This is a genomic window from Vibrio chanodichtyis, from assembly GCF_028863985.1.
Classification (GTDB): Bacteria; Pseudomonadota; Gammaproteobacteria; order Enterobacterales; family Vibrionaceae; genus Vibrio; species Vibrio chanodichtyis.
The window spans coordinates 161,826-186,444 of sequence record NZ_JARBFT010000007.1 but is presented as its reverse complement, the minus strand read 5'-3'; the positions used below and the strand labels follow the sequence as shown (position 1 = coordinate 186,444).

The following is a 24,619-nucleotide window of genomic DNA, read 5'->3' as shown; positions in this document are numbered from 1 at the left end:
AAAACAGAATTTTGCTTGGCGACCATAGCGTTTTGGACCCACCTGACTCCATTCCGAACTCAGAAGTGAAACGAAACAGCGTCGATGGTAGTGTGGGGTTTCCCCATGTGAGAGTAGAACATCGCCAGGTTTTTAATTACAAAGTGCGCTATAAATAACGTGCTTTAAAAGTTTGTGTGCTGATATGGCTCAGTCGGTAGAGCGCATCCTTGGTAAGGATGAGGTCCCCAGTTCGATTCTGGGTATCAGCACCATCTATTTCAATGAGTAGCATTAAGCTAACATTATAAAATTTGCTTGGCGACCATAGCACTTTGGACCCACCTGATTCCATCCCGAACTCAGAAGTGAAACGAAGTAGCGCCGATGGTAGTGTGGGGTTTCCCCATGTGAGAGTAGGACATCGCCAGGTTTGCTTTCAAGGCCGCTGTAGTGATACAGCGGCTTTTTGCTATTTGAGATTTATGCATGTCTTTATTAATAATGCGATAAAAAGGCCACCTATTGGCAGCCTAGTGAGTATGCTCGATTTTAATCAAAGCGATCTATTTTAGAAAACTGGGGATATTTGTTTCATACTCAGTGATCTTTGCCTGATGCTGGAGCGTTAACCCGATGTTATCTAAACCATTTAGTAGGCAATGACGGCGAAAATCATCTATTTCAAAAGAATAGATATTGCCATTAGCCGACACACTGAGCGCTTCTAAATCAACGGTGATGGTCGCCCCTTGATTATGTTCAACATAGTTAAACAGCTCTTCTACTTGTTGTTCGGTTAAGCGAACTGGGACCATTTGATTGTTAATCGTATTGCCATAAAAAATATCAGCGAAGCTTGGCGCGATAATTACCTTGATACCATAGTCGGCTAATGCCCAAGGGGCGTGTTCACGAGATGAGCCACAACCAAAGTTTTCGCGCGCCAGTAAAATGCTCGCGCCTTGATAACGAGGCTGATTCATCACAAAATCGGGGTTTAGTTGCTCACCAGCATCATCCAAAAAGCGCCAATCGTGAAAAAGGTGTTTGCCAAATCCGCTACGATTTACTTTTTGCAGAAACTGCTTTGGAATAATCGCATCGGTATCAACATTAGCGGCATCCAGCGCCACGACTAAACCGGTATGTTGTTGAAATCCTGACATCGGGTTCTCCTTGAGTTAAAACTGACGAATGTCGACGAAATGACCGGCAATCGCGGCTGCTGCTGCCATGGCTGGACTGACTAAATGTGTCCGACCATCACGCCCTTGTCGTCCTTCAAAGTTGCGGTTAGATGTAGAAGCGCAGCGCTCTCCCGCCCCGAGGCGATCATTGTTCATCGCTAAACACATTGAACATCCTGGCAAGCGCCATTCAAACCCTGCTTCAATAAAGATTTTATCTAACCCTTCAGCTTCGGCTTGGGCTTTAACTTGCTCCGAACCCGGTACAATGAGAGCCTGCACATGAGAAGCAACTTTCTTACCTCTTGCGATCGCGGCGGCGGCACGCATATCTTCAATTCGTGAGTTGGTGCATGAACCGACAAACACTTTATCAACTGGATAGTCGGACAGTTTTTTGCCTGCTTCTAGCCCCATATAAATCAGCGCTTTTTCTGCTGAACTGCGCTCAACCGGATCACCAAACTGGCTGGGTGATGGAATCGGCTCATCAATCGCAATCACTTGCCCGGGGTTCGTTCCCCAGGTGACTTGTGGCTTGATGTCTCGCGCTTCAAGAGTGATGACAGCATCAAACTGCGCATCATCATCGGTAGTTAAAGTTTGCCAATATGCAATCGCAGCAGACAAATCTTCACCTTGAGGGGCAAATTTTCGGCCTTTGATGTAGTCGAAGGTGGTTTGATCGGGGGCGATCAAGCCCGCTTTGGCTCCAAGTTCAATCGCCATGTTACAGACGGTCATCCGCCCTTCCATGGAGAGATCGCGGATCGCTTCTCCGCAGAATTCCACAACATAACCGGTCCCCCCAGCTGCAGTCGTTTTACCGATGATCGCCAGTACAATATCTTTGGCGGTGATACCTGGAGCCACTTTGCCACGCACTTCAATTTTCATGGTTTTGGCACGCCCTTGCTTCAGAGTTTGGGTAGCCAATACGTGTTCGACTTCTGAGGTGCCGATACCAAAAGCCAGTGAACCAAATGCGCCGTGAGTGGCGGTATGTGAGTCACCACAGACAATCGTCATTCCCGGTAGGGTAATGCCGAGTTCAGGCCCCATCACGTGTACAATCCCTTGGTATTTGTGATTAATGTCGTACAAAGTGACGCCAAACTCTGCACAGTTTTTGGAAAGAGTTTGCATCTGGATACGTGCCATTTCACCAGAGGCATTAATGTCTTTGGTGGTGGTGGAGACGTTGTGATCCATAGTGGCAAAGGTTTTATTGACTTGGCGAACGGTACGGCCTTTTTCACGCAAGCCATCAAAGGCCTGTGGAGAAGTCACTTCATGGACTAGATGGCGGTCGATGTACAAAATCGGTGTTTCTCCCGCTGCGGCAACGACCACATGGGCATCGTAAATTTTTTCGTAAAGTGTTTTGGCTTTTGACATTGCTTGTTCCTTGCGCTCAGTGAGCTAAAGAGGTTTGCACCTCTTTGATCCTATGCATTCAAAATATAATTAGCGATTTGATCGCCCATCTCAGAGGTTGAGAGTGCCGGTTTACTGCCAGATAAATCGGCAGTCAGCTGTCCAGCGGCGAGTGCTTGGCTTACCGCTTGTTCTATATCACGTGCAGCGGCTTCTTCGCCTAGGCTATAACGTAACATCAGTGCGGCTGATAAAATCTGTGCCACAGGATTGGCGATATTTTTACCAGCGATATCCGGTGCGCTGCCGCCCGCAGGCTCGTATAAACCAAACTTACTCTGATTAATGCTGGCCGAAGGTAGCATGCCCATCGAGCCGGTGATCATCGCGCATTCGTCAGATAGAATGTCGCCAAAAATGTTCGAGCAGAGCATGACATCGAACTGAGCTGGATCTTTGATAAGTTGCATGGTGGCATTATCGATATACATGTGTGACAGCGCGACATCGGGATACTCCTTGGCAATCTCGCTGACCACTTCGCGCCACAGGATCGAGCTTTGCAGCACATTGGCTTTGTCGATCGAGCAAACTTTGTTACGACGCAAGCGAGCCGACTCAAAGGCGATGCGCGCGATACGTTCAATTTCAAAACGGTGGTAAACCTCAGTATCAAACGCTTTTTCATGATCGCCTTGGCCTTCACGGCCTTTCGGTTGACCAAAGTAAATGCCGCCAGTTAGTTCACGTACTACCACAATATCGAAACCGCGCGCAGATATGTCAGCACGTAGTGGCGAAAAGGCTTCTAGGCCTTGGTGGATCTGAGCGGGACGTAAATTACAAAATAGTTGGAAATGTTTACGCAGTGGCAGTAAAGCACCGCGTTCAGGCTGTTGATTGGGTGGCAGATGTTCCCACTTTGGACCACCGACGGAGCCAAACAAGACGGCATCCGCATTTTCGCAAGCATGCAAAGTACTTTCTGGCAGTGGACAGCCGTGGTGATCAATCGCAATACCGCCAACATCGTGCTGTTCACGGATTAAGCGTAAACCATGTTTCTTTTCTATCGCATCCAATACCTTATAGGCTTGTGCCATCACTTCCGGACCGATGCCATCTCCGGGCAATACGGCAATTTTGTATTGTTTATCTATCATGTGAGTCCTTTCTGAACGATTTGTAAGTTGGATTACTACTACTGGATATGATGGGTTATTTGCGGTGCCACCAAGTGGGTGGCCGCCTCAAAATGGCCATTGCCCTAAACCGTAGCCAGATTTTTTTTCTGTTTAATTTGCGCTATTTGATTGGCGCGATGAATGCTGTTGATAACATGCAATAACGCTTGACCTGACGCTTCAATAATATCGGTTGAAATGCCCGTACCATGGTATTTCTGCCCTTGGTAATTAGCGATAATATCTGCTTGACCGAGGCCATCTTCGCCTTCGCCTTTGGCGGTTAAATCGAACTTATCCAGCACAATTTCATAACCAGTAATCCGATAGATACATTGATACAGAGCATCGACCGGACCGTTACCGACGGCGGCTTCACATTTTTCTTCCGTGCCACACTGCAGTTTGATACTGGTGGTAGCCATTAGGCTGCCCGATTGCACACTTAAATAGTTGAGTTTGTAAAAATCATCTTCTTCACGCAAATTGGAAAAATGCATTAGGGCTTCTAAATCGTAATCAAATACCTGACCTTTGCGATCGGCCAGCTTCAAGAAGTCTTCATATAGAGCATCCAAGTTGTATTGGTCTTGGTTGTAGCCCATTGATTGCATATGACTTTTTACGGCAGCTCGACCGCTACGGCTAGTCAGATTAAGCACTTGGTTTTTTAGGCCGATCGATTCTGGGGTCATAATTTCATAGGTATTTTTGTTTTTGAGCATGCCATCTTGATGGATTCCTGAAGAGTGGCTAAAGGCATTGGCACCCACAATCGCTTTATTGCTTTGGATTGGCATATTGCACAGTTGGCTAACCAGTTTACTGGTGCGGCTGATCTCTTCATGTTTTAGCGCTGTTGTCACACCAAGCAGTGCTTGGCGAGTTTTGATGATCATGGCGATCTCTTCTAATGCGCAGTTGCCAGCCCGCTCACCAATACCATTGATAGTTCCTTCAACTTGACGAGCCCCGGCTTGAATTGCGGCAATCGAATTGGCAACCGACATCCCGAGATCATCATGACAATGCACCGAAATAATCGCTTTATCGATATTGGGTACCCGATTAAATAGGGTGTGAATAATATTGCCAAACTCACTCGGCACTGTGTAACCGACAGTATCGGGAATATTAATGGTACGTGCGCCAGCATTGATCGCCGCTTCCACCATGCGGCATAGGTTGTCGATAGGTGTACGGCCGGCATCTTCACACGAGAACTCGACATCATCGGTGTATTGGCGAGCATGCTTGACCGCTTTAACCGCCATTTCTAGCACATCGTCGTAGCTGCGCCGCAGTTTGTCTTGCACATGAATCGTTGAAGTAGAAATAAAGGTGTGAATGCGAAACGCTTCGGCAACTTGTAATGCTTGTACTGCCGCATCAATGTCTTTGGTCACCGCTCGCGCAAGAGCACACACTCGGCTATGTTTGAGGTTTTTGGCAATGGTTTGCACCGATTCAAAATCACCCGGCGAAGAAACCGGAAACCCCGCTTCGATGATATCCACTCCTAAGCGTTCCAGTGCATAGGCGATTTGTAGCTTTTCTTTTACCGTTAGGCTCGCAGACAGCGCCTGTTCACCATCACGTAATGTGGTATCGAATATAATCACCTGATCATTCATGTTTGCTTCCTCGCACGGTAGAGTTAACTACTCACTTCCTAGATGTGGATAAAAATCGGCGATAAAAAAACCCGCATCGGCTGCGGGTTTGTTATCTTGTGTGGTGTTTTTCTGCCACAACCTACCCGCGTGATGTTTCCACGATCAGTAGTAGGCCCAGTAGCAGAGAAAAACGCATTGTCATTGGTAACAATCCACTCGATTAAGTTAACAGATTAGTACCGTACTCGACACAACACGTCAACCCCAAAGTTGATTTTTTATGCAATGCGGCCAAAGTGTCAGCGTTATTGTCACCATTTCGCCAAACAATTTTCACCGGACTGTCATTTGTCCTCGATAAGCTCAAAACATCACCCTAAGTGACAAAAGGATGTGTGATGCGAGTTATCAAACCTATTGCTAATTTGGATTTGGCTTTTTCGTTACTCTGCTTACAGCACAAGTATAACCTTCCGCTTGCCCGTTTTAGTAAGTCAATCTCCCACACTGGCGATGGCCATCTCTACATTGTGATGGGGTTGCTTGCTTGGTTGCTAGATAGCGTATGCGGCGCACAGTTTTTGACCATGGGATTATTGGCTTTTGCGATCGAACTGCCGATCTATTGGCTGCTGAAAAATAGTTTTCAGCGCCGCCGACCACAAGAATTCTGTACATTGGTCACGGCTTATATCACGCCCAGTGATCGGTATAGTTTACCCTCTGGGCATACTGCTGCGGCTTTCGTGATGGCGACTTTAATTGGTTACCTCTATCCACAGTGGTATGTGGCGGCGGTGAGCTGGGCGGGATTGATTGGGCTAGCGCGAGTGTTACTTGGTGTGCATTTCTTAAGTGATGTATTGGCTGGCGCTGTGCTTGGCATTGCGAGTGCAACTTATGCGATTAGTGTGGTGGAGAAAGCCATTTGAAAATACTGTATGGGGTACAAGGTACGGGCAATGGACACATTGCTCGTTCACGAGCGATGTGTGAAGCGCTACAACGACGACAGGTGGACGTCGATTATCTGTTCTCAGGGCGTGCCGCGGATAAGTATTTCTCGATGGAATGTTTTGGTGAGTTTAAAACTCGGCGCGGGCTGACGTTTGCCACTGAAAATGGTCACGTCAATTACGTCAAAACACTATGTAATAATAGCCTGTGGCAGTTTTGGCAAGAAGTGCGAACACTAGATCTCTCTGGTTATGATTTGATTGTAAATGATTTTGAGCCGGTGACCGCGTGGGCCGCGAAATTACACCAGCTACCTTGTATTAGTATTAGCCATCAAAATGCTTTTTTGTATTCAGTACCGTTAAAAGGTGCTTCTTGGCTGGATAAGCAGATTTTACGTCATTTTGCGCCAGCTAATCACCATTTGGGATTGCACTGGTATCATTTTGATCAGCCCATCTTGCCACCAATTATCTATCCATCCAAGATCTCACTCAGTCAGCAACCTTTTGTTCTGGTGTATCTACCCTTTGAAAATATTCATGAAATTTGCGAATTATTGTATCGCTTTACCCACACCCGTTTTATCTGCTACCACCCTGATGTACAACACCATGAATGCTCAGAGAATGTTGAGTTGCATTGTTTGCAGCATGGCAATTTTCAGTATCATTTGCATCAATGTCAGGGAGTGATCACCAGCGGTGGATTTGAACTGCCTTCGGAAGCATTAGGATTAGGGAAAAAATTGCTGATCAAACCATTACATGGTCAATTTGAACAAGTGAGTAATGCGGCAACCCTTGAGACACTAGGTCTAGCCAATGTGATGGAGTTCCTAGACCCGACCTGTGTGCGTAGATGGTTGGATGAAAAGCAAGCTGAGCGTGTCAGCTATCCTGATGTGGCTGAGAGTTTAGTCGAGTGGATTTTGCAGGGCCAGTGGCATGATAGTACGACGCTGTGCCAGCAACTCTGGCAACAAGTCGATTTTCCGAGTTATACGATCTTTACCGATGAACTTATCCACCCTATGAATCCTACGTTAAAACAGTTTTGACGTGGATATTAAACTTATTAAAACAAATGCATGTAACTATCATTAATGATCCATAAAAAACCATTATGTTTGAAACTTTATGGATTTTTATAAAAATTAATCACATTGATTAATAAGGCTTTTTTTAATTAATGGCTAAAATTAGCTGACTTTTTGTCAAGGCTATTGCAAAGGCTTGAATAATTAGTCGATATTACTCGCCATCCACCAAGTATCTGGCCGGTAAATATTAAAAACAGCACTTATTTATTCACCCGCGATGTATTCATTTCTATTGCGAGTGATAACACTGTGAGGCATGCAAATGTTAGATAAAAAAGACGCAATGAGTGCCATTGCAAGTTACCGTATGGAAAGCACTCTTCGAGGGGTTGATCTCAACTTATTAACCGTATTTGATGCGGTCATGCAAGAGCAAAATATCACTCGTGCGGCACATAACTTAGGAATGTCACAGCCCGCAGTCAGTAATGCGGTTGCGCGTTTAAAAGTGATGTTTAATGACGAGCTGTTTATGCGTCAAGGGCGTGGCATTCAGCCTACTCAGCGCGCTCGTCACCTGTTTGGCCCCATTCGTCAGGCGTTGCAGTTGATCCGCAATGAATTACCAAGCTCAGTTTTCACACCAGAAACCTCGACCCGCCTATTTAAATTGGCTATTTGCAGCCCTTGTGATTTGCGTTTTGCTCCTCAGATCATGACCTCGATTGACGAGTTGGCACCCAGTGTACAATTGCATCTTGATGCAGAGTTTGATCGCCAAATTGCTGAGCGTATGCGCTATCAAGAAATTGATTTTGTTATCGATTATGCACGCTTTGATGAGCAAGGCTTCTCAAGCACAGAAATTTTTCAAGATGAGTTGGTGGTGGTGGCTTCTCAATTACATCCACGTATTCAAGGCGCGATTAGCGCTGAGCAATTGGCGGATGAAAAGCACGCCAAACTGTCTAAAATTCATGGTCAACGTAGTTTCTCTGAACTGGCGTATCGTGAGTTTGATTGCCAGTCTTACTATGAAGGGACTAGCCTGAGCAATGTGTTGTACGTGGTCGGCCAATCTGAATTAGTGACCGTAGCTCCGCGTTGGATGGTGGAGAGTGCGGCTAATCGTGAGCAGCTACAGATCCTGACTTTCCCTTTTGCTGATGCCAACATTGCAGGTTATTTGAGCTGGCATGAGTCGAGTGAGAAAGATAAAGGCCACATTTGGCTGCGCGATCAACTGATGATGATTTGCGGAGAAGTGGTCGCTCGGCGCTGAGCTTAATACATCAGCAAAAAATTAAGCCTTAGGCAGTGAATGCTGCTTAAGGCTTTTTTGTTACAGAATGAGTATTCATCAATAATTTTGATGTCGGTCAGTTGTGTTTTCGGTGCTGGAAGGTACACTCGTGCGCTGAAAAAAGGCTTACAGGTGTAAGCTATAGGTAAGAGATATGACGAACTTAGATTTTCACATCGTTAAACGGATCCGCCAACGCATTACTCAAGGTGGTGAACGCGCTGCTCTCAAGTATAAAAATGCCGGTGTATGGCAAGACATCAGTTGGCAGCAATTTGGTGCGCAAATGGATGCACTGTCCATGGCCCTATTAGCGCAAGGAATTGGCGTTCAAGATAAAATAGCGATTTTCTCCAATAACATGCCACGCTGGACCATCGCCGATTTTGCTGCGTTACAGATCCGAGCGGTGACGGTTCCTATTTATCCTACCAACACTCCAGATCAGGCCGCTTACATTTTACAAAATGCCGATGTAAAAATCGTTTTTGTTGGCGAGCAAGCGCAATTTGATGCGGCATTCAGTCAGTTTGAACGCTGTGCTGAGCTACGTTTGATCGTAGCGATGAGCCGAGAGATTGATCTGCAGCAAGCGGATTGTGCAATCTACTGGGATGATTTTGTCGCACAACATCAAACCCAAGATCACTCACAACTCGATACGCTACTGGCACAAGCCAACTATGACGATCTATTTACCTTGATTTACACCTCGGGCACCACAGGTACGCCGAAAGGTGTGATGCTCGATTACCGTAATATTGCCGCTCAGTTAGAGGGGCATGATCAACGACTGAATCTAACTGAGCAAGATATCTCGCTGTGTTTCCTACCGCTATCACATGTGTATGAACGCGCATGGACCGCCTATGTATTATACAAAGGTGTAGTTAACTGCTATTTGCAAGATGTCGCTCATGTGCGTGAGGCGTTAAGCGAAGTGCGTCCAACCGTGATGTGTGCCGTTCCGCGTTTTTACGAAAAAATCTTCTCCGCTATCCATGAACGAGTGTCTAAAGCACCATTGATCCGCAAAGTGTTGTTTGCTTGGGCGGTCAATATGGGAGCCAAAATGGTTGTTTGCCATCAACAGCAACGACAACCTTCTTGGTTGCTAAAGCAAAGTCATCAATTAGCAGACAAATTAGTATTAAGTAAACTGCGTGCACTGCTTGGCGGGCGGATCAACTTTATGCCGTGTGGCGGGGCTAAGTTGGATGAAACGATTGGTCGTTTTTTCCATGCAATTGGGATTAACGTCAAGCTAGGTTATGGCATGACGGAAACGACTGCGACAGTCTCTTGTTGGGATGATCGCGGTTTTAACCCTGATTCAATTGGCATTACCATGCCGGGTGCGGAAGTAAAAATTGGTGCTAATAATGAAATTTTAGTACGCGGACCGATGGTGATGCGAGGCTACTATAAGCTTGAGCAAGAAACAGCGGATAGCTTTGATGAACAGGGTTTTCTGAAAACCGGAGATGCGGGTCACATCGATCAAGATGGCAACCTGTTTATCACCGACCGCATTAAAGAGCTAATGAAAACCTCTGGTGGTAAATATATTGCTCCACAATTGATTGAAGGAGCGATTGGTAAAGACCACTTTATCGAGCAGATCGCGGTGATTGCCGATACGCGCAAGTTTGTTTCCGCCTTGATTGTGCCTTGTTTTGATTCATTGGAATTGTATGCCAAAGAGCTCAACATCAAATATCACAATCGACTAGATCTGATTAAGCACAGTCAAGTGTTGGAAATGTTTGAAAAACGAGTCAATGAACTGCAAAAAGAGTTAGCGAAGTTTGAGCAGGTCAAAAAATTCAAGCTACTGCCGAAAGCCTTTTCGATGGACAGCGGTGAATTGACCCCAACCCAAAAATTACGCCGCAAAGTGATCAGTGATCGCTATCAAGATGAAATCGAAGAGATGTATCAAGACTCGCCGAAGAAATAGTCCCTTCAAGCGATAAGTGGATGATTAGACACCACCTGGTTTAGCGACCCGGTGGTGTTTTTTTACATGGCAAACAGGATCACACAGGCTGTTTATGGCCATCAACCCCCTATTGCCGCACGCGGTTGATGCGGCGGAACCACAAAATAATCTACTTTTTTTAGATGCCTGATTGGATATTCAATCTAAATCCCGATCACCTGCCAAAATTGCATGCTTAATCATCCACAGATTGTTGGTTGCGCTCAAAAAACACGCAAATTTGGGTTAGACCCATTGTTCATAACGCGTTACATTTGTTACGTAACCTGATGGCTGTTATGACAGACGCAGGACATAGCCGAAAGCGGAGCGTTTTCGAATTAGGCTACCAATAAGCCCTAAACTATGTAAAACCAAGCCTTGTGCTGACCGAGCATAAGGTTGGTTGGTAAGGAGACAATATGGAAATGTTATCTGGCGCAGAGATGATAGTGCAGTCTCTGATCAATGAAGGTGTCGAGCAAATCTTCGGTTATCCAGGTGGCTCGGTACTCGATATCTATGATGCCCTGCATGAAAAAACCGATCAAATCAAACACGTTTTAGTTCGTCATGAACAAGCCGCGACTCATATGGCCGACGGTTATGCGCGTGCGACGGGTAAACCCGGAGTAGTGTTGGTCTGCTCAGGACCGGGCGCGACTAATACCGTGACTGGCATTGCGACCGCTTATATGGATTCGATCCCGATGATCGTCATCTCGGGCAACGTCGCGACCAACTTGATTGGTAATGATGCGTTTCAAGAGTGTGATATTGTCGGCGTGTCACGACCGATTGTGAAACACAGTTTTTTGGTTAAAAAAGCGCAAGATATACCGGAAACGATTAAAAAAGCCTTCTACATTGCCGCCAGCGGGCGGCCGGGTCCTGTGGTGATCGATGTTCCGAAAGATGTGATGAACCCGCTGCATAAATTGCCTTATCAATATCCCGATACGATCAAAATGCGCTCTTATAACCCGACCACGGCGGGTCATAAAGGGCAAATCAAAAAAGGCTTACGTGCCTTATTAGACGCGAAAAAACCAGTACTTTATATTGGTGGCGGAGCGGTGATTGCCAATGCCGAGCGACAGGTGCGCCAATTGGCACAAGCGCTCAATTTACCTGTGGTGAGTACTTTAATGGGGCTGGGCGTATTTCCCGGTAGCGATAAAAACTCGCTCGGTATGCTCGGGATGCATGGGGTGTATGAAGCCAATATGGCGATGCATCACGCCGATCTGATTTTTGGGATCGGGGTGCGTTTTGATGACCGTACGACCAACAACTTAGAGAAGTACTGCCCGAGCGCGAAAATTATGCATATTGATATCGATCCCTCATCGATTTCAAAAAACGTTAAAGTCGATCTGCCGATTGTGGGTTCTGCCGACCAAGTGCTGGATGGCATGATCAAGCTTCTTGAAGAGAACGCTGAGCGTAATGATCCGGTTGCATTAGATCGTTGGTGGAGTGAGATCCAAGTCTGGCGTAATCGCCAATGCTTGGCCTATCAAACCTCCGCTGAGCGGATCAAGCCACAGCAAGTGATCGAGACGCTATATCGCCTTACCCAAGGTAACGCGATTATTGCCTCGGATGTTGGTCAGCACCAAATGTTTGCTGCGCTTTATTATCCATTTGCTAAGCCACGGCAGTGGATCAACTCTGGTGGTTTAGGCACTATGGGTTTTGGTTTGCCCGCAGCGATGGGGGTGAAATTTGCCCTGCCTGAGCAAGAGGTGTTAGTGGTCACCGGAGATGGCAGTATTCAGATGAATATTCAAGAGCTGTCAACCGCACTGCAATACGATATTCCGGTAAAAATTATTAATTTAAACAACCATTTCCTAGGAATGGTCAAACAGTGGCAGGATATTATTTATCAAGGACGTCACTCCAACTCCTACATGAGTTCAGTTCCCGATTTTGCCGCTATCGCCGAGGCGTATGGTCATGTGGGGATCCGTATCTCCCATCCTGATGAGTTGCAAGCCGGGCTGGAAAAAGCGCTGGCGATGAAAGATCGTCTGGTGTTTGTCGATATTCATGTCGATGAAACTGAGCACGTTTACCCCATGCAGATCAAAGGCGAGGGGATGGACAAAATGTGGTTGAGCAAAACGGAGCGAACTTAACATGAGACACATAATTTCACTGCTATTGGAAAACCAACCGGGCGCTTTATCACGTGTAGTTGGGCTGTTTTCACAGCGCGGCTACAATATTGAAACGCTCAATGTATCGCCAACCGATGATGCCACTTTGTCACGGCTCAATATCACTACCAAAACCGATGAGATGCAGTTAGAGCAGATCCAGAAACAACTGCATAAATTAATCGATGTGTTAAAAGTTCAAGAGGTAACGGAGTGTGAGCATATTGAACGTGAACTGATGCTAGTGAAAGTCAAAGCTACTGGTTTTGCTCGCGCTGAAGTTAAACGTACCACGGATATTTTCCGCGGCCAAATTGTCGATGTTAGTGCAGCGCAGTACACCATTCAGTTGGCTGGTGCGAGTGAAAAATTGGATGCATTTATAGATGCGATGGCGGAAGTCACCGAAGTGATTGAAGTTGCACGCAGTGGTGTGGTCGGCATTGCACGTGGAGAACGCGCACTACGAGCTTAACGATCCACCGGAAGTAATAAAGCCAGCCGTTATTCAAGCGCTGGCTTTTTTGCTTTATCAGCCGAGATCACCGCCATCCAGTGATAGCTGGATGGCGGTGTAGCATATTAATGCAGAATACGAGCGCGAATGGTGCCTTCGATCGCTTTTAGCTTAGTTAATGCTTCTTCAGAACGAGCGGTTTCGACATCAATCACCACATAGCCAAACTCTGCGGTGGTTTGCAGATACTGGGCGGCGATGTTGATCCCTTCCTCGGCGAAGATGGTATTAATTTGAGTTAACACCCCTGGACGGTTGGCGTGAATATGCAGCAGACGCGAGCAGTTACGATGCTCAGGCAGCGATACCTCAGGGAAGTTAACGCTGGATAGGGTTGAACCGTTGTCTGAATATTTGGCCAGTTTACCCGCAACTTCAATACCAATGTTCTCTTGTGCTTCTTGGGTTGAGCCGCCGACGTGTGGGGTTAAAATGACATTGTCAAATTGCAATAAAGGCGATGTAAACGGTTCTTTGTTTGAAGCAGGCTCTTCCGGAAACACATCAATCGCTGCGCCAGCAATATGACCTGACTCCAATGCATGACATAGCGCTGCAATATCAACCACGGTACCGCGGGCTGCGTTGATAAAAATCGAACCTGGCTTCATGCGGGCAAATTCATCGGCCCCCATCATGTTTTTGGTGCCAGCATTTTCTGGCACGTGCAGCGAAATCACATCACATTTATTGAGCAGATCGCTGAGGGTATGCACTTGAGTCGCGTTACCCAAAGAGAGTTTATTTTCAATATCATAGAAATAAACCTGCATACCTAAGTTTTCGGCAATGATGCCAAGCTGAGTGCCAATATGACCATAGCCGATAATACCTAACCGTTTGCCACGCGCTTCATAGGCGTGATCGGCACTTTTTTGCCAAATGCCACGATGGGCGAGGGCGTTTTTCTCGGGGATGCCGCGCAGTAACAGTAGAATTTCACCGAGCACTAGTTCAGCAACACTACGGGTATTTGAGAAAGGTGCGTTAAACACCGGAATGCCACGTTTAGCGGCGGCATTAAGGTCGACTTGGTTGGTACCGATACAAAAACAACCGATCGCGACCAGTTTTTCGGCCGCATTGATCACTTTCTCTGTCAGATTACTACGCGAACGGATCCCCACAAAATGCACATCTTTGATCGCTTCGATCAATTCAGCCTCTTCAAGCGAACCTTTATGGTATTCAATATTGCTGTAACCGGCCGCTTGCAGTACTTCAACTGAAGAGGGGTGAAGTCCTTCAAGCAGGAGGATCTTAATTCTGTCTTTTTCCAGTGAAACTTTGGCCATTTTATCGTCCTTAAAACAATGGGAAGGTGGGCTAACTGGCGCCGTCGTTCGAAAGTTGAGTCATGATCTAGAAAAGCAAACGTTTTCCTTGTGCGCCTTCTGCTCATTAAACTAACAAACTTTTTTGGCTTTGGGTAAGAAAATTACGGAATAAGACAGAGTTTTCTTAGAAAAAAGCCTAAAAAACGGCACCGATGGGCGCCGTTTGTAAGCGAATAACGGAAAAGGGCGATGCCCTGTTCGCTTACTCTTCGATTTTGGCGCCTTGTGCCGTGCCGGTGATCACCACATCCGCTCCGCGGTGGGCAAAAAGACCGACCGTGACTACACCGGCGATGCCGTTGATCTTGGTTTCCAAATCTTTAGGGTGGCTGATGCGCATATTGTGTACATCGAGGATTACATTGCCGTTGTCGGTGATCACGCCAGTCCGATAGACCGGATCTCCGCCCAATTTAACCAGTTCACGCGCAACATAAGAGCGCGCCATTGGGATCACTTCGACCGGCAGAGGGAAATCACCCAGTACGTCAACCGCTTTACTGCCATCGACGATACACACAAATTTTTTGGCAATCGCGGCAACAATTTTTTCACGAGTTAGCGCAGCACCACCGCCTTTGATCATATCGCGCTGTGGGTTGATCTCATCAGCACCATCGACATAGATGTCCAGCTCTGCAACGTCATTGCAGTCATAAACATGGATACCGAGCGCGGCTAATTTCTCGCTAGATGCAACCGAGCTAGACACGGCACCTTTGATTTGATCTTTAACCGAACCAAGTGCATCGATGAAGTGATTGACAGTCGAACCTGTACCCACACCGACAATACTGCCTTTTTCTACGTACTTTAGGGCAGCCCAACCGGCGGCCTTTTTCATTTCATCTTGAGTCATGCCTATCTCCAAAATAGCGTTTATCTTGCGCGGCGCGATTATAACCCCAAACCGCAACGGCAAGTCATCCTTTGGCGCAGGTCAAACTGAGCAATTGATCGGTTACCACTGCCAAACCTTGCTGGGGGTCACAATTTTTCGCAACGGAACGTCCCAACTTGCAGTGGGTAGATGCTCAACTTGCTGGCAATCATGTGCCAAACCCACCGGTAACACGGCGGGTTGATGATGTAAGCAAGGGGCTAAAGTACGATCGTAATAACCGCCGCCCATGCCCAGTCTTTGGCCATAGCGATCAAACGCCACCAATGGTGTGGCAATGATATCGAGGTGTTTGACCGGGCAGATCAAGCGTTGATCGAGTTTTGGTTCGCGAATACGGTAACGATTTTCGCTCATGATGGTATCAGGATGGTAGTGCAAAAATAGCAGATGCCCTTTGGCAAAGGGGTGTAATACGGGCAGATAGACCTGCTTACCTTGTTGCCATAACCACTCGATTAATGGTTGCGTATCGAGTTCACCATCGTTGGCAAGATACAGTGCTATGCGCTGCGCGGTGGAGAGTTCTGGCAGGGTTGCAAAACGGTCAATCAGTTGCAGGCTGGCCGTGCACTGTTGTAAAGCGGATAGCGCTTGGCGACGCAGACGCATTTGCTGGCGAAGCTGAGTACGAGGATCGGTCATAAAGGGAACCCCAGGGTGCCGTTGAGGATTGTAGCCCTTGAACCTGCAGGTTCAAGGCGGATCAATAATGGTAACCGTAGGCTTCTCGGTACAAGCCGAGCTTGCTCAATAGCTACCCAATACCAATCCTGTTATGTTGCTTATCGGCTCAGGGGACGTAAATCCACTGACGAACACCCCAGGGTAAATCAATGCTTGCGCTTATTTGTTCAGCTGCACATTTTGCAATGCGGCTTCTAATGAGGTGGTGAGCTGTTCCATGCGCTGACTCAGTTGTGACTGAGCACCTACATTTTCTTGTTGCTTTGTTTGTAATTCATAGCAGATGTTGAGCGCCGCGATGGTCAATAATTTCACCTCATTGGTGACTTTAGTCCGCTCTGCCATTTCTTTCAATCTATGGTCGAGATCTTGCGCTGCTTGAAGTAAAGACGCTTCTTGACCTGCTGGGCAATTTACCCGGGTCACTTTGCCCAAAATTTCAATATCAACCGCTTGATTACTCATAATAAATGAACTCTTTTGGCGTATCGAAAAGATCAATCCGCTCTAGTGACCATTGAGGTGGAACTATAGGTAAAGCCAAAACAAGATTCAAGCCTTTCTGGTCGCAAGCGGATAAATCCACGCTTGAAAACTCATGATTTGGACAATTTGCGCAAAAGCTAAGCAGCAACCGCAGCTGAGCATTTTCGCTGTGGCGTTGAAGTGATAGGATTAGTGAAATTTCTCGCTGAGTGGATCCTACATGACCAAACCGACACTTCCTAGCTATCTTGCCTTAGCCGACCAACTTCATAGTGCATCTCTCGCGATGAGTCCCGCTGAATTACAAGGTTTACTGACCGGCATGTTGGCGGGGGGCTTAAATGTGCATGATAAAAGCTGGCAAGCGCTGCTGTTTGATTACACCAATGATGGTATGGGGTGGCCAACGGGTGCTTTAGCCTGTGCAGAACAAACGCTAGTTGCTACTCATGCCGAATTAGTGGCAACCGATCTTGAACTCTCTTTGCTACTGCCAGAAGAGGAAGGTGAGAATGCCTTGTTTGAACTCGCGGATGCCGTGGCAGAGTGGATTAACCACTTTATCTCTGGGCTCGGCTTAAGTGGCGCGGATCTGCCGCGCGCTTCAGCACAAGCCAAAGAGGCGCTCGATGATCTGGAAGAGATGTCTAAATTGGGCATTGATGAAGAGGATGATTTAGCCGAGCAGGGTGAATTATTAGAGCAAGTGATTGAGCATCTCAAAGCTTGTGTATGGGTATTGCATGCTGAGTTTGGGGCCAAACCGACCTCTGATCAGACCCCAACACTACATTAATCATCGAGCATGATTATCAAGTATGACTAAGGAAGCGTGATGACAGGCACCGACACCAGCACACACAATCGTGATTTGCCACCGATGTTTGATGTGATCATCGCTGGCGGTGCAATGGCCGGGGCGACGCTCGCGCTTGCCTTACAGCAACTCAGCCAAGGCCGGCTAAAAGTCGCATTGATTGACGCGGTTGCCGCAGATCATGCGGCGCATCCTGGTTTTGATGCGCGCAGTATTGCGCTCTCTTATGGCTCGGTGCAGATTCTGCAACAGTTACAACTCTGGCCGAGCTTGCGTCCCGTCGCCACGCCGATTGCGCAGATCCACGTGTCGGATCAATTTCATGCGGGGATGACCGAGATTGAGCGAGAATCGCTGGGGATTGAGGCGTTGGGCTATGTGGTCGAATTGGCCGAAGTTGGGCGTATCTACGCTGAGCTGATGGTGCAATATCCTGCGCTTTGGCAGTTTATGCCGCATCGCGTGAGCCATATTACGCGTCAAGCGGATTGGGTTAGCGTACAGTTGGATAGTGGTGAAAGCTTACGCGGTAAGCTGTTGGTGGCCGCTGATGGTGCCATGTCGAGCTGCTGCCAAGCCTTAGGGTTAACCATGCATGAGCATGATTTTGCCCAAGTGGCGCTGATTGCCAATCTCACCACTGCTCAGCCACATGCCGGACGCGCTTTCGAGCGCTTTACCCCGTATGGCCCGCTGGCTTTGTTGCCGATGAGTCAAGATCGCTTGTCACTGGTGTGGTGTTTGCCACCTGCGCAAGTCGATGAGTGGCTTACTTGTACGGATCGCGAATTTTTACACCGCTTACAGCAAGCGTTTGGTTGGCGGTTAGGCGAGTTTACCCAAGTCGGCCAGCGTAATGTCTATCCGCTGCTGCTCCGTTACCGTGAGCAAAATATCTCCCATCGCTTTGCACTGGTGGGGAATGCGGCGCAAACTTTGCATCCGATTGCAGGGCAAGGCTTTAATCTTGGGATACGTGATGTTGCGACTTTAGCCGAGCAGATTGCGCATAGTGAAGATGCTGGCGAGTATGCACTATTGCAGCGTTTTTCTCAGTTGCGTCAGGCCGACCGCGCCGCCACCATCGAGCTTACCACTGGCTTGGTGCATACATTTTCCAATCCGTGGTGGCCAATGTGCGTTGGGCGCAACCTCGGTCTGATGATGATCGATCATCTTCCCTTATTAAAAACGCCGTTATTGCGCCGTACCCTCGGCTTAGTTAACCGCTAATAGGTAATAAAATGATGCAAAGTGTCGATGTGGTGATTATCGGTGGCGGTATGGTTGGCTTGGCATTAGCGGCCGCACTCAAAGAGAGTGACTTGCGCATTGCCGTGATCGAAAGCCATGTAGCGAATGATCAATTAACCCCTCTGCCTGATGTGCGAGTTTCAGCGCTGAGCCGCTCAAGTGAAATTGTGCTGCGTAATCTCAATGCATGGTCAGGCATTGTTGCGCGTCGTGCTGCACCTTATCAGGCGATGGAGGTATGGGAGCAAGACAGTTTTGCGCGCATTGAATTTAATGCCGACGCCATGATGCAACCTAATCTCGGCCATATTGTTGAAAACCGAGTGATTCAGTTAGCCCTGTTAGAGCAAGTAAAACAACAAGCCAATGTTGCGTTGCATGTGCCAGCCACTTGTCAAAGCATTGCGATTGGTGAGAGCGAAGCTTGGCTCACTTTGAGTAATGGACAAGCCTTCAGTGCTAAGCTGGTGGTGGGGGCGGATGGCGCTCACTCTTGGTTGCGTCATCAAATGAATATTCCGTTAACCCACTGGGATTACGGGCACAGTGCGCTGGTGGCCAATGTACGTACCCGTGAAGCGCACCAGCAAGTGGCTCGGCAGATCTTTACTGCCCAAGGGCCGCTGGCTTTGCTGCCTATGTCGGATCCGCACTTAAGTTCGATGGTTTGGTCCACCGAACCTTCACGGGCGGAGGCGCTGCTTAATATGAGTGCTGCACAGTTTAATCGCGCTTTGACCGCCGAGTTTGATGCGCGTTTAGGATTGTGTGAAGTGGTTGGAGAGCGGCAAGTTTTGCCATTGAAGATGCGTTATGCCCGTGATTTTGTCGCCCCGCGAGTGGCGCTGGTTGGTGATGCAGCGCATACCATTCACCCATTAGCTGGGCAAGGGGTCAATTTAGGTTTGTTGGATGCGGCCAGCTTGGCGCAAGAGCTGCTAAGTGTGTGGCAGCAAAATCGTGATATTGGAGAGCTGCGTCATCTGCGCCATTACGAACGTTGGCGCAAAGCCGAAGCGGCCAAAATGATTGCCGCGATGCAAGGTTTCCGCGATTTGTTTGCTGGTGATAACCCAGCCAAAAAGCTGATCCGTGGCATTGGCATGCATTTGGTCGGACAATTGCCGGGGGCAAAACATGAAATTATGCAGCGAGCACTGGGCTTAAAAGGCGATTTGCCTGAATTGGCTAAGCAGGTGTGGTTAGAGCGTGTCTACTAATTCAAACTCGTGCGATAAATCAGCATTGTTGATTTTGAGCTCGGTTATGTGAATTTTTCTTGCGCGACAGTTTAAAGCTCGCTCCGTTTGACATCGCTGATTTCTCACCACTGCACAAGGGGGAGTTTACCTTCCCCGCTAGCACGGCAGTATCGCCAACGACTATTTGCTGATTTATGCATAAGCACAGCGCAGCTTCATGATCGCTTGATTGACTTCTTTCACGGTTTGATAGTGGCGCTGTTCCGCTTGTTCTGGCAGTTGTAATTTACCGTGATCAAACTCAAATTTACCTATCCCATAAATATAAATTCGACCTTTAAATAAACGACTTACATGTTTAGCAATCATACCTGGTGTATAGCGCTTAAACAGTCTCATAGCTCGATCCTTGCATTGTTCTAGCACGAATAAGTGTAAAAAAATCCGCATAAAAATACTGTGATATCTCTGGTGAAATACGCAGTGGTTATCGATGATTTAGAGTATCTGTGCACAACTAGACAAATTTACAGTCAAATATTCAGTCTTGTATGATCAAACTTGAAATTTATTCTGATATCTGGCAGTCGGTGCTGAATAAGCAGTCAGCATTAAGCCAGCCAGTTATGACAATTTTAAGAATAAAGCTAAAAAATTTTCATTGAGTAAGTGTGTGGTTATTTGATGGTAAAAAAAAGCCCGCGATTAAGCGGGCAAATAGTCACAGATGCATTACACAAAAAGTGGCTAACTTGAATATTCAGTTAATTCACTTTTCCATTGATAAATAAAGAGCCAACTTGGGTGCTCAATATGTCAATCAACGTGGTATAGCCTAGATGATTGTGCGTTGTTTGACTAATTATGTTTTTATTATGACTATAAATTCTTTGTCTGCGATTGATTTATTTGAAGAGGCTCGCAGCGTGATGTAAAAAATGCACGCTGTTACAGCTAAAGCGAGAGTGATGTGGTGTCGTGGTTAACTGGCCTGATCCGCGCAGAACACTGGCGGCTCAGGCTGTGGTGGTAAGCTTGTTTACGACTCATCCAGCAGTGAATAAGGTAATGGCTGGATCTGCCAATGTGTGGTTGGCTGATTAGTTAAGCGCAGTTCAACGTCGGGTTCCAGATCATTGGGTAAGATCATGAGGCCCATCGCAATCTGGTCAGTAAAGCTGTAATGGGTCAGTAATGTTCCCGCACTGCGCCAGTTTTCGCCGACCGCACGTTCGAGAGTGATGGGCTGGTGTGGCTCAAGTGGGGCGGTTAAATTACCTTTAACCAAGTACATCGCGCGTTTGTTGATGCCACGGTATTTGGCGCGAGCCACGGTTTCTTGCCCGGTATAACAGCCTTTGTTAAAACTGATGCCATCTAACGCTTGCAGGTTGAGCGCCTGTGGAATGTGCTCATTTTGCGCGCTTGCGGTGACGACCGGCACTGCTTCAGCAATATCCAACTGTGTCCAAATGGCTTGCTCAACACACAAGCCCTGCCAGGCTGCGACATATTGCTGTACGTGTGCTGGATCGAGCAAAAGTAACCAGCGTAGTGGGCTAATGCGTACCGCGGTGCCGCCTTCGATGTGACGAACATCGTCGCGAGATGCACTCAAACCATCAATCCACGCCTCGGCTTGGCTGCCCATAACACCCAAGCCGATATCGCTAGATTCAGTGATCTCTACTTTAGAGAAAATGGCGTATTTCTTCAGCTCACGCAGTTCGGTGGCTATGGCTGAGCGAGGTTGTAGCATCGCGTAGCCATCATGATGATGAAATAGACGAAATACTGACCACACTTTACCTTTGGCATCACAGTGTGCGCCAAAGGTGACTTGTTGTGGTGTTAGCGAAACCACATTGCAGGTGACTTGACCTTGCAAATAGGCTTTTTTATCCGCGCCCACCATAGTGATGACTCCCCAGTCAGTGAGGTGAGTGAGCATCAATTCAGGGAGCGGATCGTGAGAAGAGAGATTGAGCACGGAAAAATGATTTTGCCAGTCCATGTTATACACCGCTGAGGAAAAAGTGTGACTATGTTAATCGGGATCAAGTTTTTTGTCAGCTTGAACAGGGAGTGTGATTGAGTCACTAGCGGTGGGTGGGGGGGCTTGTTACACTCTAAGGCATAGCAAACGATTGTGTTATACACAACCAGCAGGTAAGGAAAAGCAATGTACACCGCTGAACAAAAAGCGCGCATCAAATGGGCGTGCCGTCGTGGGATGTTAGAGCTTGATGTGGTCATCATGCCCTTTTTCGAAGAGTGTTTTGATTCGCTGTCAGAATCGGAACAACAGGACTTTGTGGCGTTATTGGAAAGTGACGATCCCGATCTTTTTCGTTGGGTGATGGGGCAAGGCCGCTGTGAGAATTTAGGTCTTGCGGCGATGGTGGATAAAATTGTCGCTCATAACCTCAGCAAACACCGTTAAGCTGATCTTTATTCCTTCGCGTTACGCTCAGTTCAGCGCTCTGTTGTTAATCATGTTGATGGGCTGGGTGCTCATCGCATCGGCAATACCTTTGCTGCTGGTGCCCTATTTTGCGGCTTGGATCTGGCATGGTCATCGACGCGGGGTGTGGATGCCACCTAGTTTAGCGGGGGAAGTGGATCTGACCTTTAGCGGCCAGTTGCAAATTGGCCAGCAGCAGTTGAGTTTTAAGGCGATCGATACTCTGTACGCGCCGTGGTTTATCCGTTTACAAGGCGAGGGGCAAGCTTGGTTGATCTGGCGTGATAGCTGTGATCCCATTACCTATCGACAACTGTTAGTGCGATTAAAACGGGAGCTTAATTGCTCCCGTAATGATTGGCCGATAGCCTGAAATGGTGTCCTCAGGGATCGTGGCAAGTGATTAAACTGTGCCTAGTTTTTCTGGCACTCACTTTTCTGGCACTTATCGCTCGGGCACTAAAATAGTTGGGCCACTGTGCGGCAGCGGATCCGGATAATCGAGCGTATAGTGCAAACCGCGGCTCTCTTTGCGCTGCATGGCACAGCGTACCATTAATTCGGCCACTTGCAGTAAGTTACGCATTTCTAGCAAGTTATTGGAGACGCGAAAATTGCTGTAATACTCATGGGTTTCTTGTTGCAACAACTGAATCCGGCGCATTGCCCGCTCTAAACGTTTGTCTGAGCGCACAATGCCCATATAGTCCCACATAAACAGTCGTAGCTCATGCCAGTTATGCTGCAATACCACTTCTTCATCAGAGCAGGTCACTTGACTTTCATCCCAACGTGGTAGCGGATCCGGCATAGTTGCCTGTGGCAATTGCGCAATAATATCGCGCGAGGCTGACCAAGCGTACACCACACATTCCAGCAGTGAATTTGAGGCCATGCGATTAGCACCGTGTAAACCGGTATAGCTGACTTCACCAATCGCATACAACTGTTTAAGGTCGGTCTGGCCTTGTGGATTAACCACCACACCACCACAGGTATAGTGGGCGGCAGGCACGATCGGGATCGGCTCTTTGGTCATATCAATCCCTAAATCCATCAAGCGTGAATAGATGGTCGGGAAATGTTTTTCGATAAAATCAGCCGGTTGATGACTGATATCCAGATACATGCAGTCAGCACCTAAGCGTTTCATCTCAAAGTCGATGGCGCGCGCAACTACATCGCGTGGTGCCAGTTCGGCTCGCACATCAAAATCGGGCATAAAACGGCTGCCATCGGGACGGCGTAAAAATGCGCCTTCACCGCGCAGTGCTTCGGTGAGCAGAAAGTTGCGCGCTTCGGGATGATACAAGCAGGTTGGATGGAATTGGTTGAACTCTAAGTTGGCAACTCGACAGCCGGCTCGCCATGCCATCGCAATTCCATCTCCGGAAGAGACATCTGGGTTTGAGGTATATTGGTACACTTTCGATGCACCACCAGTGGCCAGCACCACAAATTTCGCGCGAATGGTCTCTACGTGTTCAGCATTACGGTTCCATACATAAGCACCGACCACTTTATTGGCATCACCTCCAATCTTATCTTCAGTGATTAGATCTAACGCATTGTGGCGTTCGAGGACGGTAATATTCGGATGGTGGTGGGCATTATCTTGTAGTGAGGTTTGCATCGCCATTCCGGTCGCATCCGCCGCGTGTAAAATGCGTCGATGGCTATGACCCCCTTCGCGGGTCAGATGGTAGCGAGGATGTTCAGTATTGCTATCTTCGGCTTGATCAAACGGCACGCCACCATCAATCAACCACTGCACACACTCTTTGGCGTGTTCGGCGATAAAGCGCACAGTTTGTTCATTACAGATACCCGCACCGGCAATCAGCGTATCTTGCACGTGAGATTCGACACTATCGGTTTCATCAAATACCGCGGCAATTCCTCCTTGTGCATAAAAGGTGGCGCCTTCACTGCGTGGTCCTTTACTTAATACTACGACTTTTCCGTATTGAGCGACCTGTAAAGCAAGCGATAAGCCTGCCGCGCCACTTCCTATGACTAATACATCGCATTGATGCTCTCGGTCTGCGTTCATAAAATTGCTGATTCCCAAACTGTGTGAGTTATCCAACTCGAAATCTATTTAATTTGCTCATCTCACAACCAAGCTTGACTGAGGATGAGCAATATACCCTTCCTACT

22 protein-coding genes, 1 tRNA gene, 2 rRNA genes and 1 other RNA gene are annotated in these 24,619 nt (G+C 47.5%); 14 read left to right on the top strand and 12 right to left on the bottom strand.

The window, feature by feature from the left end:
- Window positions 1-14 precede the first annotated feature (14 nt).
- The 3 genes from rrf (PUN32_RS09565) (at window position 15) to rrf (PUN32_RS09555) (ending at window position 412) form a co-directional block, all read left to right on the top strand.
- Window positions 15-130: ribosomal RNA gene (gene rrf, locus PUN32_RS09565) — 5S ribosomal RNA — on the top strand.
- Between the two features lie 48 nt (window positions 131-178).
- A tRNA-Thr gene (locus tag PUN32_RS09560) sits at window positions 179-254 on the top strand.
- Window positions 255-296: 42 nt separating this feature from the next.
- A 5S ribosomal RNA gene (gene rrf, locus PUN32_RS09555) occupies window positions 297-412 on the top strand.
- 133 nt (window positions 413-545) lie between these two features.
- On the opposite strand, the gene leuD is transcribed toward rrf (PUN32_RS09555), so the two are convergent.
- The 4 genes from leuD to leuA form a co-directional block, all read right to left on the bottom strand.
- On the bottom strand, window positions 546-1,148 hold the full coding sequence (gene leuD, locus PUN32_RS09550) for a 3-isopropylmalate dehydratase small subunit (protein ID WP_274722893.1): 603 nt from the start codon (window positions 1,146-1,148) through the stop codon (window positions 546-548).
- Window positions 1,149-1,163: 15 nt separating this feature from the next.
- On the bottom strand, window positions 1,164-2,567 hold the full coding sequence (gene leuC / locus PUN32_RS09545; protein WP_274722892.1) for a 3-isopropylmalate dehydratase large subunit: 1,404 nt from the start codon (window positions 2,565-2,567) through the stop codon (window positions 1,164-1,166).
- Between the two features lie 50 nt (window positions 2,568-2,617).
- Window positions 2,618-3,709: a 3-isopropylmalate dehydrogenase gene (gene leuB, locus PUN32_RS09540; protein ID WP_274722891.1), complete on the bottom strand. Its 1,092-nt coding sequence runs from the start codon at window positions 3,707-3,709 to the stop codon at window positions 2,618-2,620.
- Window positions 3,710-3,813: 104 nt separating this feature from the next.
- Complete coding sequence (gene leuA, locus PUN32_RS09535) at window positions 3,814-5,364, bottom strand: 2-isopropylmalate synthase (protein WP_274722890.1); 1,551 nt, start codon at window positions 5,362-5,364, stop codon at window positions 3,814-3,816.
- Window positions 5,365-5,744: 380 nt separating this feature from the next.
- On the opposite strand from leuA, the gene PUN32_RS09530 reads away from it, so the two are divergent.
- The 6 genes from PUN32_RS09530 (at window position 5,745) to ilvN (ending at window position 13,269) form a co-directional block, all read left to right on the top strand.
- The gene (locus tag PUN32_RS09530; protein WP_274722889.1) at window positions 5,745-6,278 is read left to right on the top strand and encodes a phosphatase PAP2 family protein; all 534 of its coding nucleotides are present in this window, start codon (window positions 5,745-5,747) and stop codon (window positions 6,276-6,278) included.
- Window positions 6,275-7,363, top strand: coding sequence for an MJ1255/VC2487 family glycosyltransferase (locus tag PUN32_RS09525; protein ID WP_274722888.1), 1,089 nt, complete (start codon window positions 6,275-6,277; stop codon window positions 7,361-7,363). Before PUN32_RS09530 ends, PUN32_RS09525 begins: the two co-directional genes overlap by 4 nt.
- A gap of 304 nt (window positions 7,364-7,667) precedes the next feature.
- The gene (leuO, locus tag PUN32_RS09520) at window positions 7,668-8,627 is read left to right on the top strand and encodes a transcriptional regulator LeuO (RefSeq protein WP_274722887.1); all 960 of its coding nucleotides are present in this window, start codon (window positions 7,668-7,670) and stop codon (window positions 8,625-8,627) included.
- Window positions 8,628-8,802: 175 nt separating this feature from the next.
- A complete protein-coding gene (locus tag PUN32_RS09515) occupies window positions 8,803-10,608 on the top strand; it encodes an AMP-dependent synthetase/ligase (protein ID WP_274722885.1) in 1,806 nt (601 codons plus the stop codon).
- Window positions 10,609-11,051: 443 nt separating this feature from the next.
- Window positions 11,052-12,773 (top strand): acetolactate synthase 3 large subunit, encoded by a 1,722-nt coding sequence (locus tag PUN32_RS09510; RefSeq protein ID WP_274722884.1) that lies wholly within the window; start codon window positions 11,052-11,054, stop codon window positions 12,771-12,773.
- A gap of 1 nt (window position 12,774) precedes the next feature.
- Window positions 12,775-13,269, top strand: a complete 495-nt coding sequence (gene ilvN, locus PUN32_RS09505) for an acetolactate synthase small subunit (protein WP_166014332.1) — start codon at window positions 12,775-12,777, stop codon at window positions 13,267-13,269.
- 107 nt (window positions 13,270-13,376) lie between these two features.
- Here the strand turns inward: ilvN and serA are convergent, their stop codons facing one another.
- From serA to PUN32_RS09480, 5 genes are all read right to left on the bottom strand, one after another.
- The gene (serA, locus tag PUN32_RS09500; protein ID WP_166014333.1) at window positions 13,377-14,606 is read right to left on the bottom strand and encodes a phosphoglycerate dehydrogenase; all 1,230 of its coding nucleotides are present in this window, start codon (window positions 14,604-14,606) and stop codon (window positions 13,377-13,379) included.
- Between the two features lie 244 nt (window positions 14,607-14,850).
- Window positions 14,851-15,507 (bottom strand): ribose-5-phosphate isomerase RpiA, encoded by a 657-nt coding sequence (rpiA, locus tag PUN32_RS09495; RefSeq protein ID WP_274722882.1) that lies wholly within the window; start codon window positions 15,505-15,507, stop codon window positions 14,851-14,853.
- A 102-nt stretch (window positions 15,508-15,609) separates the two neighbouring features.
- Window positions 15,610-16,194, bottom strand: a complete 585-nt coding sequence (locus PUN32_RS09490; protein WP_274722881.1) for a 5-formyltetrahydrofolate cyclo-ligase — start codon at window positions 16,192-16,194, stop codon at window positions 15,610-15,612.
- A gap of 3 nt (window positions 16,195-16,197) precedes the next feature.
- Window positions 16,198-16,382: non-coding RNA, 6S RNA (ssrS, locus tag PUN32_RS09485), on the bottom strand.
- 13 nt (window positions 16,383-16,395) lie between these two features.
- Window positions 16,396-16,701 (bottom strand): cell division protein ZapA, encoded by a 306-nt coding sequence (locus PUN32_RS09480; RefSeq protein WP_274722880.1) that lies wholly within the window; start codon window positions 16,699-16,701, stop codon window positions 16,396-16,398.
- Window positions 16,702-16,942: 241 nt separating this feature from the next.
- On the opposite strand from PUN32_RS09480, the gene PUN32_RS09475 reads away from it, so the two are divergent.
- Genes PUN32_RS09475 through PUN32_RS09465 form a run of 3 tightly spaced genes read left to right on the top strand, consistent with a single transcriptional unit; the run spans window position 16,943 to window position 20,013 of the window.
- Window positions 16,943-17,518 carry a YecA/YgfB family protein gene (locus PUN32_RS09475; RefSeq protein ID WP_274722879.1) on the top strand — a complete coding sequence of 192 codons (576 nt, stop codon included), beginning with the start codon at window positions 16,943-16,945 and terminating at the stop codon, window positions 17,516-17,518.
- Between the two features lie 39 nt (window positions 17,519-17,557).
- Window positions 17,558-18,772, top strand: a complete 1,215-nt coding sequence (gene ubiH / locus PUN32_RS09470) for a 2-octaprenyl-6-methoxyphenyl hydroxylase (RefSeq protein WP_406707986.1) — start codon at window positions 17,558-17,560, stop codon at window positions 18,770-18,772.
- An 11-nt stretch (window positions 18,773-18,783) separates the two neighbouring features.
- A complete protein-coding gene (locus PUN32_RS09465; protein ID WP_274722878.1) occupies window positions 18,784-20,013 on the top strand; it encodes an FAD-dependent 2-octaprenylphenol hydroxylase in 1,230 nt (409 codons plus the stop codon).
- Between the two features lie 174 nt (window positions 20,014-20,187).
- Here PUN32_RS09465 and PUN32_RS09460 read toward each other — a convergent pair whose 3' ends face one another.
- Together PUN32_RS09460 and ygfZ are read right to left on the bottom strand one after the other, a co-directional pair.
- Complete coding sequence (locus tag PUN32_RS09460) at window positions 20,188-20,394, bottom strand: DUF1107 domain-containing protein (protein ID WP_166014339.1); 207 nt, start codon at window positions 20,392-20,394, stop codon at window positions 20,188-20,190.
- 640 nt (window positions 20,395-21,034) lie between these two features.
- Window positions 21,035-22,009, bottom strand: a complete 975-nt coding sequence (gene ygfZ, locus PUN32_RS09455) for a tRNA-modifying protein YgfZ (RefSeq protein ID WP_274722877.1) — start codon at window positions 22,007-22,009, stop codon at window positions 21,035-21,037.
- Window positions 22,010-22,177: 168 nt separating this feature from the next.
- Between ygfZ and PUN32_RS09450 the strand changes: the two genes are divergently transcribed.
- Together PUN32_RS09450 and PUN32_RS09445 are read left to right on the top strand one after the other, a co-directional pair.
- A complete protein-coding gene (locus PUN32_RS09450) occupies window positions 22,178-22,438 on the top strand; it encodes an FAD assembly factor SdhE (protein WP_274722876.1) in 261 nt (86 codons plus the stop codon).
- Window positions 22,439-22,487: 49 nt separating this feature from the next.
- The gene (locus tag PUN32_RS09445) at window positions 22,488-22,832 is read left to right on the top strand and encodes a hypothetical protein (protein WP_274722899.1); all 345 of its coding nucleotides are present in this window, start codon (window positions 22,488-22,490) and stop codon (window positions 22,830-22,832) included.
- Window positions 22,833-22,904: 72 nt separating this feature from the next.
- On the opposite strand, the gene nadB is transcribed toward PUN32_RS09445, so the two are convergent.
- Window positions 22,905-24,512: an L-aspartate oxidase gene (gene nadB / locus PUN32_RS09440; RefSeq protein WP_274722875.1), complete on the bottom strand. Its 1,608-nt coding sequence runs from the start codon at window positions 24,510-24,512 to the stop codon at window positions 22,905-22,907.
- Window positions 24,513-24,619 lie beyond the last annotated feature (107 nt).